Below are 12,022 nucleotides of genomic sequence, written 5' to 3'. Positions count from 1 at the left end.
CATTAGAATTGAACGTTTAAAACAATGCCTGATCTCTGTCATATTTGCGGACGAGCCAATTCGCTGTCAAAATAATAATTAACGTAAGTACCGATTGGTATAAGCCTACAGAAGAAGCCATCCCAAAGTCTGCCGTCCCCATCAACGATCGGAAAGCGAGTGTATCAATGATATCCGTAGCATCCATAAGAAGACCGTTGTTGCCGATCAATTGATAGAACATATCAAATTCTCCTCGCATAATCCGTCCCAAGCCAAGCAGAAGCAAAATGACCATAGTAGGCTTAAGCAGCGGAAGCGTGATTCGGGTAATCTTCTGGAATCGGGTAGCGCCGTCGATGGTAGCAGCCTCATAGATTTCCTGATCGATGCCTACGATTGCCGCCAAGTAGAGTACGCTGCCGTAGCCTACCCACTTCCATACGTACATGAACGGAAGTATCACATACCAATAGCCTGAGTTCGAATAGATATCTAGCGCTTCCATGTGGAAATGCTCTAAAATTTTATTTACAATGCCATATTCATAATTCAAGAAATTGTATACAAATGCCGATACGGTTACCCATGAAATAAAATAAGGCAAAAACATTAAGGTCTGAGATAATTTTTTGTACCACTTCTTCTGAATCTCAGAGATAAACACCGCCGCTGCAATCGAGAAAAGCGTGTAGCAGCCAAGAAAAATGATGTTATAAACGATCGTATTTCGTGTAACGATCCAAGCCTTCCCTGAGTTAAAGAAATATTGGAAGTTATCGAGTCCTACCCAAGGACTTGAGAATAGTCCACCTTTGACGGTATAAGACTGAAATGCCATGACGATCCCCGTCATCGGGATATAGGAAAAAACAATAAAATAGATCGCTATTGGCGCAAACATGAGATACAGCACCCTGTTGGTGCTTAAATCTTTGATAAGGCCCCACGTTTTTTTCTTTTGAAGAGGCTTCGTCAAATCTCCCTTTTGGACGTTCGTGTTCAACTTCATCACCTTCCGTTTCGTTTCATTCTGCTGATGTCTACCTCTCTATCCTAATAAATTCAAGAATCTCTCGATACGATCAAAAGTTATGATAATCTTTGAAAACTTTAGAAACACCACGATCCCAATTTGAGAGGATGTTGCAAATGAAAACCGGTTACCGGATCTTCATACAAAAGGTAGGAAATACGTATTACTGGTATGGGGTTAAATATAACGGCGCTGTAACCTACTATAATAATCCAGCCTCCAAAAACAGCGACACAAGCATTAATTCGGTTACCTGCTATTCCTCGACAGATTTAGTTAATTGGACCTTCGAGGGAAATGTAATTAATGGGGCTACCAATGGATCAGTAAGTCAATTTAATTTGGATGCTGCAGCGGGAACATGGAGCATAGGGAGCGGCAGTTAGACGCAGACAACGATCTCCAATATCTTGATAACGAACGGTTCGGCCCAAATAGGGGTTTACTCGGTTGCGAATGCGAATAATTGGGTGAAAGTGGATGATTGGACGCTAATTAAAAATTAGTCATAACCAAGGTGAAACGACTATCGCCGTAGATTAGCGGGCCAGCGCGGTACATTCCGAGAAATGTAGAGAAGGGATAGCGAAGTGGTATGCTTCCTATATTTTCAAAAAAAGAAGCCTGCTCTGACGAAATACGCCAGGCAGGCTTCAATGGATGAGAATAGATATGCTTATTGGCTCGCCAGAAATTCCGCCGCTTGCTTCTCAACCTCCCGCTTTACTTTATCAATACCCGCAGCTTGCAACTTGCCCTTTAACAATTCGAATGAGGCGTCTATATCATCCACTGCACCAATGTAGATAGGCTGAGCATAAAGAGTCGAAGCCGCCTTTATCGCAGCAACTTCTGCTTTCACCTCCCTCGGATTAAACGAGAAGCCTAAATAGGTGGTTGGCTCTAAATAATCATTAATCTGCTCTTGAAGCTTGATGTAAGAATCTGTCCACGTCGACATCGGCTTTAAACGATCTTTATTTACGAACCAAAAGCCGGAAGCATCCACAGGGTAGCTGTTTTCACCAGACAGCGATGATTCAAGATGCGCAATTGCTCCTTCAGCTGTCAATTTATAGTGTGTTCCTTCCATGCCATAGTAAGCCAGATTCACATAATCGGGATCTTCCATTATTAAATCAAGAGCTTCCATTGTACGCTCCGGATTTTTAGAATTAGCAGCAATCGCAACACCGTTGTTCAGCCAGCTTGTCTGTGTAACCTTACCAGATGGAAACAATAACGGAAATGGATAGACATCGATCCCCCTCCGCTCACAAGCATCAAACACGGAAACCATATCATTAGAATTACCAAATGCAACACCTGTCAGCCCCTCACAGAAAATATCTTTGGAGCGCACTTTGTTCGAGAATGGATTGCGATTAACATAACCTTTATCGTACCAGTCTTTCATTATCCTAGCCGCAAACTTCTGAATGCTGAGAACAGGTTCATCTATCATACTGATTATTTTACCAGCGGGGTCCTCATTGTCTGCTGTTATTCCTTGTGACATAGGATCTCCAGAGTCAATAGGGGCTCCTCTCATGGCTAGTTTCTCAGACATTAGATACAAATACGGAAAAGGCAGTTCGAATTGTGAATCCAAATGAAGGGGGATCATGTCCGGACTCATCTTTTTTGCCGCTGACAAATAAGGCTCGATTTCAGAAAACTTCGTAATCTCGGTCATACCCGCCTGTTCCATGACATCTTTACGGAAAAGAGCCATACTGACTTTCCTGTCAGGCGTGGAGGTTGGAATCATATAAGGTACGCCATTCACGTAAGCTGCCTGTAAAGCTTCTTGCGGCATATTCTCCATATGCATAGGCATATGCTTTCTAAGCAAATCCGGATCGAGCGGCAGGAAAGCCCCTTTCGCTGCTTCCGAAATATAATAAGCCCAATCTGCCGCGAAAATAAAATCGATCTCTTTTCCAGAAGACAGCACAAAAGGATATTTCGTCGCGAGGTCTCCCCATCCGATATAATTCAACTCGATAGTCGCATTGATGTCCTGTTTCAGCTTATGATTAAGCGCTCGCAGCACACTGGGCATACCTTTCGGAGCTTCACCGATTAAATATCCTGTAATTTTCACTTCTGTTGCGTATTTCTGGGTGCCCGCTTTGAAGTCCGACTGAGGATTATGATTGGAACATGCTGTCAAGATGAGCGCAAGCATGCTCAAAAAAAACATGCTTCTTTTTACGAAAGCCAACGCAATTCCTCCTTATTCCTTCTGCCTTTGTTCACCTTTACCTCATCCGAATAGTGCTATATTTTCCTTAGTGGGACTCGCAGAAGCACCTTTGTGCCTTGGCCGAGTGTGCTCTCATATTTCAAACCGTACAAGGGTCCATATGACAGCTGCAAACGTTCATTGATATTTCGCACTCCATAACCCCCGCCTTTAGTGCTTACGTTTTGTCCTGTTAATATAGCACTCTGTTTTCCTTCATCCATACCGACGCCATCATCCATCACTTCAAGGATAACATCGCCTTTCTCCGTCCATGCGGATACTCGTATCGTGCCCTCTTCGTTTTCCTTCTCCAAAATTCCGTGCAAAATCGCATTTTCCACGAGAGGCTGCAAAAGAATTTTTGGAAGCTCACACAAGAACAGCTCCCGCGAAACTTCGAGCTCCAATCGAATGGGATTTCCGAATCTCATATTTTGTATCCGAACATAAGCTTCGATATGCTGCAGTTCACTCTCAAGCGTCACAAATTCTTTGCCGTTAGATAGACTTAGCTTATAAAATATGGCCAATTCATCTACCACCTGCTTTATATCTTTGGACCCTGACTCGATTGCCATAACATTAATAAGTTCAAGCGTATTATACAAGAAGTGAGGGTTAATCTGGGCCTGCAGCGCCAACAGCTCCTTATTTTTCACTTCTCGGCCTAACGTGTACGTTTCATCCATTAAGCCCGAAATATTTTGTACCATTACATTGAAGTTATGCGTTAACTCGCCTATCTCATCTTCACTCGCGGGAAGTAGTGCAATTTGGAATTGACCATGCTTCACTTTACGGACATGAACGATCAGACGCCGAATTCGCTTCGTTGCCGTTGCCGCTACAAAAAATGACAATGGAAGCATGAAGGGCACAACTAACAGAAAGATTGTGACAATCCGATTGCGAGCTTTCGTGCTGGAAAGCGATATATCTGAGTGTGGAACAATTAGCGCTAATTTCATATCGGTATTCGGAATGGCCATTATGCCCAATAGATATCGTTTCCCATCCATCCGATAGTTGTCTTCGAAATAGTTGTCTCCATGATCCGTTTGAAAAAACAAATCACGCAGATCTTTCACCAAATCAGCCTCATAGGGAAACTGCTCGGATTGGCTTAGATCATCCCCTCGATCATTGAACAAGAGTGAAGCTGCATGGGGAAACAAAATGGCATGATCCAACACGGATTGCATGGCACTCGGTTTCACACGTGCCCTCACGATGCCGTCAAACTGTTGAATGTTGTGGGCATTCGGCACTTTGCGCAGAACCGTCAGCTCACTTGGGTCCGCTTCCTCGTCCAATAACGTTGAAGGAAGCCATGCAAAAACCGATTTCGAGGCGGAGAAATCCTGAAACCACGTCATAAACTCCACCTTACTAATATCCAAAAACTCGGAACTCTCGGTCGCTCCCGCAAGACCCTGCCTCATATAAATTTGAATGGTATCGATATCATCGTTATAACGGAATTGGTTTATTAGACGCGACAATTGGAGCGCATCTTGATGCCAGAGGTTAACATCCTCGTATTGCAAAGAATCGGCTGTAACTCCCACTTGTACTAGCGAATTGAACCCAATAAAATTAAGCACTTCCGTTATTGCCTGTGCCTTGTACTCCAAATAGGATTTCGACTCGTCAAGCATCTTATGTGAGGCATATACCGCGGTTTCTTTGTTCTCGCGCTGGGTTAAGTTAATATGGATAATGAGAAGAAGCATAAATGGAATCATGATGACAAGCACATACGAGGCAAACAGCTTATAACGAATACTTAAATCTGAAAACCAATTTTTATTTCGCCTCATGCTACCATCCCCCGAATGCCGATATTTTCATTTGCTCCATGGGAGCGCCTTCATGTTTAAAGCCATATGATTCTACTTTTCACAAGCCGGTTTTCAATAGGAAGTATATCATTAAAAAATGATCACTGGTATCACCAATCTATCCACTAAATCCAAAGCCACTGAAGCCTGTTTCCTCCCCATTCAAAAAAGCTGATCTCCGGATTTCACTCCGTAGATCAGCTTTTTTTCTGAATATAAACGTTCGTCTGTTAATAGCAATGCTACGTCCGGCGCATATAAGCGCGTACCGTGATGGGTGCAAAGATCGCCACAATGACCGCCGCACCGATCAGCGAGATGCCAAGATCCCACCCTACTGTACCTGCGTTAGCAAGATCGCGAACCGCCGTTACAAGATGCGAGACGGGATTAATGTCAACAAACCATTGCAGCCATTTAGGCATCGTGTCCACTGGCACGAACGCGTTGGAGAGAAATGTTAGCGGGAAAAGCACGAGCATCGATATGCCCTGAACGCTTGAAGCCGTGCGTGCAATTACACCAAAGAAAGCAAAGATCCAACTAATCGCCCAAGCGCATACAATGACTAAGATGCCTGCAAGAGCGACATGCTCCAGGCCGCCCTCGGGCCGGTAACCCATGATATAACCCATCGTAAATGTCAGAGCCGTCGCTATCGTATACCGAACGGTATCGGCAAGCAAAGCTCCCGCGAGCGGAGCAATACGCGCGATAGGCAGTGACTTGAAGCGGTCAAATACGCCTTTATCCATATCTTCACGCAGCTGTACCCCAGTGACAATCGAAGTGGTAATGACCGTCTGCACGAGGATCCCCGGAATAATAACGGGCAAATAACTAGCCACATCGCCGGAGATCGCTCCGCCGAAGATGTACGTAAACATCAATGTGAAAATAATCGGCTGAAGCGTGACGTCAAATAGCTGCTCCGGCGTCCGGCGTATTTTCAGTAAACCTCGATAGGCCATAGTTAGTGAATTCCGTATCGTCTGACCCAAGCTCGTATGGTTTTTCAGCTCGCGAGCGGCGCCTGATTTCATTGAAGTTGTGCTCATACTCCTGCCACCTCCGCTTTCTTCGTTTCAGTGGAAGCCACTGCCGAATCTTCCGTAACGCCATGGCCTGTAATCGTAAGAAACACCTCATCAAGAGTCGGCTTCTGCACACTCATCTCGGCTAAGTGGACCCCCGCTTCGCGAAGTGCGTTAAGCACATCCGTGACCCGGTCGACATTGACAAGCGGCGCAGTTATCTTCCCTGCATCATGCGACACCATTAACTGAATGCCAAGCACCTGCTCCACCGTCCTACGGGCGATAACGAAATCCTCTTCACGGGTCACTTTTAATTGCAACGAAGAGGTGCCCACAGAAGCTTTCAGCTCATCCAGCGTGCCTTCAGCCACGACCCGTCCATGATCGATGACTGCGATCCGGTCTGCCAATTGATCTGCTTCTTCGAGGTACTGCGTCGTTAGCAGCACGGTCGATCCCGTTTTTACAAGCCGGCGAATCGTATCCCACATTTGTGCACGCGTTCGCGGGTCCAGCCCCGTTGTCGGTTCATCCAGGAAAAGCAGCGGTGGCTGCGCAATCAGGCTCGCCGCCAGATCCAGCCTGCGGCGCATGCCGCCGGAGAAGTTTTTGAGCGGCCGCTTCGCTGCCTCCGTCAAACCGAATTCCTCAAGCAGCTCTCCAGCCTTTCGCCGAGCTTCTGCACGTCCCAGTCCCAGCAGTCTTGAGAAAATAATCAGATTTTCTGTAGCGCTAAGCGATTCGTCTACCGAGGCATACTGTCCAGTTACTCCAATTAATTGACGTACGATTTGCGACTCCTTCACCACATCATGCCCAAAAATCCGTGCTGAGCCTGCATCCGCTCGCAGTAAGGTCGCCAGCATTCTGATCGTTGTAGTCTTGCCCGCTCCATTTGGTCCAAGCACCCCGTAAATCGTACCGGCCCGCACGTTCAAATCCACACCGTCTACCGCTTTAAAATGACCGAACGTTTTGACGAGCCCGCTCGCTTCAACTGCCAAATCGCCATTGTTCGGCTCTTTTCTCTTCTTGTAAACCAGATCCATTGCAATTCCTCCATTATCAGATGATGTAGTCATCCTAACTCGCGTTTTTAAACGGAATATAAACGAGGGCGGCGAAATCGCGCAAAAAAAATCCTTTACAATAAAAGGATAGGCTTGTCACCTGTCCATGATTCATTGAAAGGATTAGGGAATAGCATCATGAAGATATGCGATAGCTTCGGTTCTGCTAGAAACGTTCAATTTTTTGTAAATCGTGCTTAAATAATTTTTTACGGTACCGGTCGTTAAGAACAATTCAGAGGCGATCGCTTGATTAGACTTTCCTTGTTTCAGTTTGCTAACAATGTTTCGTTCCTGTATGGACAAGCTATCCAGCTTGTCGTCCGTCCGTTGCTCCGAGCCTTGTTCGAATGTTACGTGGGATGATCGTTGTTCATACTGCTCTGAGGAATGAAGAGCTTGAACAAGACGGGACTGAATGCGATTGGGATAATTAATTCTCCCCTCTAAACAGTCCTGAACCGTGGAGAAAAGTGTCTTCGTCTCTACCCCCTTGACCAAAAAACCGCTAGCTCCGTGACGGATCGCATCCCATATGTACTCTTCATCCTCGAAGGTTGTCAGAATCAGCACTTTGATATCCGGAAATTCCGATTTGATGCGTTTGGTTGCTTCCAAGCCATCAAGCTTCGGCATATGGATGTCCATCAAAACAAGCTCTGGCTGGTGCAATCGCACTTGCGCAATCGTTGCCAATCCGTCTCCCGTGGTAGCCACGACCGTATATTCGTCCTCCATATTCAAAATGGCGGCCAAACCGTCTCGAATCAAAGGCTGATCATCGGCAATTAAAATGGTTCTTTTAGACAATTTGCTCACTCCGTTCTGTCTTTTCCAGCTGAAAAGGTATGCTAATGTCCAGCGTTACACCTTCGGAAGAGCCCTTGTTCAAAATCGCTAACTCTCCGCCAATTTCCTTTACTCGTTCACTCATAGCCTTCAAACCAAATCCCGGAACAAATGCAGCTGGAGGTTTGCCATTATTGGATAAACTAAATCTGATGCACTCCTCTCGATAAGTCAACAGAAAGTGAAAATAGGTGCTGGAGCCGTGACGTATGCCATTAGTCAGTCCCTCTTGTAAAGCCCGGTAAATCGTCAACTCGATCATGGGCAGCAGATCAGGCAAATTGGGGTCTATTTCGCAAGCGATTTCCACTCTTGTCTGCTTCATAGTATCGTTGATCAACTTGATAAGCTCGGGGATAAACGGCTCATCCAAACTATTTTCATGCAATAAATGCACCGAGCTTCGAACATCGTCCAATCCGCTCATAATATATTCTTTCGTTCGTTCGATCATCTCTTTCGCAATGGAATAATGATTTTTCTCGATGGCATGCGCCGCTGTTTGCAGGCCGGTTAATGCTGAGGTTAGCGTATGGCCAACCGAATCATGAATTTCTCGGGAGATTCTAGTCCGTTCTTGTAATTGTGTTTTCTTTTCTAACGCGATGGAGGCGATTCGCAACTGCTCATTGTCTCTAGCTAACTGATTTTTTTGCTGAAAAGCAATTTTCGCGAGTTGGCTTACCCCAAAAATGGCAAAGTACTCGATGATCCGAGGCAAAATATAAACGATCTCATTAAAGGGCGGGAACTGACGATAAATATAAAGGCCCAGTACACAACTAATATAGCTCATCATCGTAAAGATAATCGAATGGATTCTGCTGCGATGAAAACTAAATTCTCCAACAAGCACCAAAATGTAGATTTGGGCAAAAAAGCTTTCTGATCCGATCGATAGGACAGTCGCCAATGCTAATTGAAAAGATAAAAAAAGGAGCCCGGCCATTCCCTCCAGATTGACCTTCATGATGTAATCCCGAATGAAGACAACTGATACATATCCGAATAACAACAAGACAAGCCACGCTGATAGCTTAGCTGCATGGAACATTAGGCAGACCGTCGCACCGATGACAATAACATATAAGAGATGAGTCATTTTATTATTTAATTGTACATCCATAGTTATGCCCTCGCACGGAATGATAGATTTACACCGTATTTTACCATAAACATGACTTTAGTCATACGAACAAGGCTAAAAAGTCGAAAAATGACGAAAGAGCCTGATTTCAAGTGCGCTTCTTCATCTAGAATAAGCCATTTTCGTTATTTATAATAAAGAATATCGGATAATCTAAGTATTTCGAACCACCCTAATCAAACCACCCCTTGTGTCTTAGGTATCAAAAGAATTAATTTCTGCAGATGAAATAAAACTTCAAGGGAGACTTGTAAAAATGTTATTGATCTTATGGAACGTATTAGGCTGTTTCCTCTTAATTTCAAGTATATTTTTCTCCATTCGATTACTCCTTGATAGTAAGCATGAGTAGGTGAAGCTCTCATATGAAGACAAAAAAACATCCCATAGTAGGCAATTCATGAATCATAAGGGCATAGACACTGAAGCATTGCATGATTTTCTAATTCCAAGATTGGACCCTGCCCTGCAAGGATTTTCCACCCTTTATCGCCTTACGCAGCGCGAGACTGAAATTCTCATCCTATCTGTTGTACATGGCTTGTCTAATCGGGAAATTTCCGAGAAATGTGTGATCAGTGAAAAAACGGTCAAAAACCATCTGGCCAATATCATGAACAAAATTGGCATTCGGTCGATGCGGAAATTGTTTTCCCTGCTGCTTTATCATGTACTTTCCTCACACGAAAAATCATCCCGATAGCTTACCTTTTCGATCACCCACCCTTAGCGTGGTATCCTCCCTATTCTTCACGTAGTATAATAAGGACAGAGTTGCTGATGATTTCTTTATGTCTCCTCTGCACCTTCATCCTACTTCAAAAATAAAGGAGGATATCCATGCTAAAATCACTCTCTGTCGATCGCAGAGTCTATAAATCGAGAACAGCCCTAAAGCAGGCTTTGCTCGAGTGGATGCCGCGCAAACCATTTTCTGATATTTCGATCACGGATATCGTGAAATCAGCTGATTTGAATCGCGGTACCTTTTATAAACACTATACTTACAAGGAAGAACTGCTTGAGGATCTATTAGCTGACGTATTAACGGATCTGATTCAAGCCTACCGGTATCCTTATCTGCAGCATCAGGATTTCGATATCCAGAGCCTGAGCGCGTCTGCCATCAAAATTTTTGACCATGTACATGCTTACGCCACCGTCTATACCTTATTAGTAAGCACGAATATACTACAGGATTTCCGAAATACGGTATATCAAACACTGAAAAGCTTGTATTTGGACGATGTAACAAACACCTCTCCTAATCCCATGATCGACAAGGAACTGCTTGCCTGCTACCAGGCTAATGCGGTTCTCGGTCTGATTACAGAATGGGTGCAGGGCAAATTTAAATATAGCTCTACTTATATGGCGGAGCAATTGCTCGAACTAACGCGCATGAACCGCTCCAATGAAATGTATCATTCAAATCTAAACTCAGGATAACCCCCAAACAACATCCATCTTAAATCAGACTTCTCCTGCAAACGCACAAGAAGAAAGAGCCTGGCATGCGCCAGACCCTTTCTCATGGGATTAGGTTATTTAGTTGCTGATCCAGCCGCCGTCAACAGGCAGCTCGATGCCTGTGATAAACTTGGATTCATCCGAAGCTAGGAACAAGTATGCATACGCAATATCGATCGATTCGCCGGCGTGAGGAGGAAGAGGAGCCAAATTCTTGTAATGCTCGCCCATTTCAACCTGGGATTTGATTCCCGCTTTCTCTACCATTCCCGTGAACACCGCACCCGGATGGACCGAGTTGACGCGAATGTTGTCTTTGGCGAACCACTGCGCCGTATGTTTAGTAAGCGAACGGACAGATCCTTTGGATGCGCTATAAGCGGCGCCCTGAGCATCTGCGATACCGCCGATGATTGCTGCTATAGATGAAGTATTCACAATCGAGCCCTGACCATTTTGCTGCATATAGGGAATAACGGACTTCATGCCCAGCCATACGCCCGTGCTGTTAATCGACATGACCTTTTCCCAATCCGCTAGCTCGGCTTCCAGCACGCCTTTGGCAATGTGAATCCCTGCATTATTGATGAGAATATCGATTTTCCCGTATTTCGCAATCGTTGCTTCTATCACCGCTGTCCACGATTCGGGGCTGGATACGTCGAGCTTCAAAGCTATCGCGTCTCCTCCATCAGCAACAATGGCATTCACCCGCTCTTGCAGCGCTTCTTTCACAACATCCGTTGCAACGACCTTTGCACCTTCTTTGGCAAATAACTGCGCTCCAGCAAGTCCCATACCGCTAGCTGCCCCTGTAATAATAGCCACTTTACCTGACAATCTACCCATTTCATTCATCCTTTCTGATTGACGATATCTGTTTATGCGCTCATTAATCCATATAGATTAGCCGTAATCGGTTATCGGTTCGTCTACCATCAACCACCTGTGACAAGCCGGTCCGTTTATGCCTCTATAGTATAGAGCAACACCAAAAACATTCTCAATCAGCAAATGAAAGCGCTTTTGTACGTTAAGCAACAAAAAGAGGATGCTTCGTATGTTAACCTATTTCCAAAGCGTCATAATGAACATATCAAGGTGTACTTGTTGTTTTGGGCACAGTTAAACAAATGACCTCTCTATATAACAAGCTGAAGTTGATCGCAAACTCGATTGCTATCATCCATTTTAGAGGATGGAGATTATCGAATGGATGAATTATAGATGTGAAACTGAAATTCCACGTTTTGGGCCGCTGCGTGAGTAAATCATTCTTTAGGGTTGCGGTTATAGCAGATTCTTAGAATGACTTAGGTATGTAAAGGTACGAATTCGGCTG

General features: G+C 44.7%; 11 protein-coding genes. 3 read left to right on the top strand and 8 right to left on the bottom strand.

Annotated features, from left to right (window positions below):
• Positions 1-16 precede the first annotated feature (16 nt).
• Complete coding sequence (locus FJQ58_RS24085; RefSeq protein ID WP_420799863.1) at positions 17-985, bottom strand: ABC transporter permease; 969 nt, start codon at positions 983-985, stop codon at positions 17-19.
• Positions 986-1,131: 146 nt separating this feature from the next.
• Between FJQ58_RS24085 and FJQ58_RS32645 the strand changes: the two genes are divergently transcribed.
• Positions 1,132-1,401, top strand: coding sequence for a hypothetical protein (locus tag FJQ58_RS32645; protein ID WP_202915320.1), 270 nt, complete (start codon positions 1,132-1,134; stop codon positions 1,399-1,401).
• Between the two features lie 290 nt (positions 1,402-1,691).
• Here FJQ58_RS32645 and FJQ58_RS24075 read toward each other — a convergent pair whose 3' ends face one another.
• The 6 genes from FJQ58_RS24075 to FJQ58_RS24050 all read right to left on the bottom strand — a co-directional run bounded on the left by FJQ58_RS24075 (position 1,692) and on the right by FJQ58_RS24050 (position 9,189).
• Positions 1,692-3,242, bottom strand: a complete 1,551-nt coding sequence (locus FJQ58_RS24075) for an ABC transporter substrate-binding protein (protein ID WP_238404315.1) — start codon at positions 3,240-3,242, stop codon at positions 1,692-1,694.
• Between the two features lie 56 nt (positions 3,243-3,298).
• Positions 3,299-5,086 carry a cache domain-containing sensor histidine kinase gene (locus FJQ58_RS24070; protein WP_139997341.1) on the bottom strand — a complete coding sequence of 596 codons (1,788 nt, stop codon included), beginning with the start codon at positions 5,084-5,086 and terminating at the stop codon, positions 3,299-3,301.
• A 263-nt stretch (positions 5,087-5,349) separates the two neighbouring features.
• Positions 5,350-6,165, bottom strand: a complete 816-nt coding sequence (locus tag FJQ58_RS24065; protein ID WP_139997340.1) for an ABC transporter permease — start codon at positions 6,163-6,165, stop codon at positions 5,350-5,352.
• Positions 6,162-7,193 carry an ATP-binding cassette domain-containing protein gene (locus FJQ58_RS24060; RefSeq protein ID WP_139997339.1) on the bottom strand — a complete coding sequence of 344 codons (1,032 nt, stop codon included), beginning with the start codon at positions 7,191-7,193 and terminating at the stop codon, positions 6,162-6,164. The genes FJQ58_RS24065 and FJQ58_RS24060 overlap by 4 nt, the downstream gene beginning before the upstream one ends.
• Before the next feature lie 144 nt (positions 7,194-7,337).
• Positions 7,338-8,024, bottom strand: a complete 687-nt coding sequence (locus tag FJQ58_RS24055) for a response regulator transcription factor (RefSeq protein ID WP_162341745.1) — start codon at positions 8,022-8,024, stop codon at positions 7,338-7,340.
• A complete protein-coding gene (locus tag FJQ58_RS24050; RefSeq protein WP_139997337.1) occupies positions 8,017-9,189 on the bottom strand; it encodes a sensor histidine kinase in 1,173 nt (390 codons plus the stop codon). Before FJQ58_RS24050 ends, FJQ58_RS24055 begins: the two co-directional genes overlap by 8 nt.
• A gap of 421 nt (positions 9,190-9,610) precedes the next feature.
• Between FJQ58_RS24050 and FJQ58_RS24045 the strand changes: the two genes are divergently transcribed.
• Positions 9,611-9,913: a response regulator transcription factor gene (locus tag FJQ58_RS24045; protein WP_139997336.1), complete on the top strand. Its 303-nt coding sequence runs from the start codon at positions 9,611-9,613 to the stop codon at positions 9,911-9,913.
• 137 nt (positions 9,914-10,050) lie between these two features.
• Positions 10,051-10,659 (top strand): TetR/AcrR family transcriptional regulator, encoded by a 609-nt coding sequence (locus FJQ58_RS24040; protein ID WP_139997335.1) that lies wholly within the window; start codon positions 10,051-10,053, stop codon positions 10,657-10,659.
• A 99-nt stretch (positions 10,660-10,758) separates the two neighbouring features.
• Here the strand turns inward: FJQ58_RS24040 and FJQ58_RS24035 are convergent, their stop codons facing one another.
• Positions 10,759-11,529 carry an SDR family NAD(P)-dependent oxidoreductase gene (locus FJQ58_RS24035; RefSeq protein WP_139997334.1) on the bottom strand — a complete coding sequence of 257 codons (771 nt, stop codon included), beginning with the start codon at positions 11,527-11,529 and terminating at the stop codon, positions 10,759-10,761.
• Positions 11,530-12,022 lie beyond the last annotated feature (493 nt).

This window comes from Paenibacillus paridis (assembly GCF_006345825.1).
Classification (GTDB): domain Bacteria; phylum Bacillota; class Bacilli; order Paenibacillales; family Paenibacillaceae; genus Pristimantibacillus; species Pristimantibacillus paridis.
The sequence above is the reverse complement of the archived record's forward strand: the minus strand, read 5'-3'. Positions and strand labels throughout refer to the sequence as shown.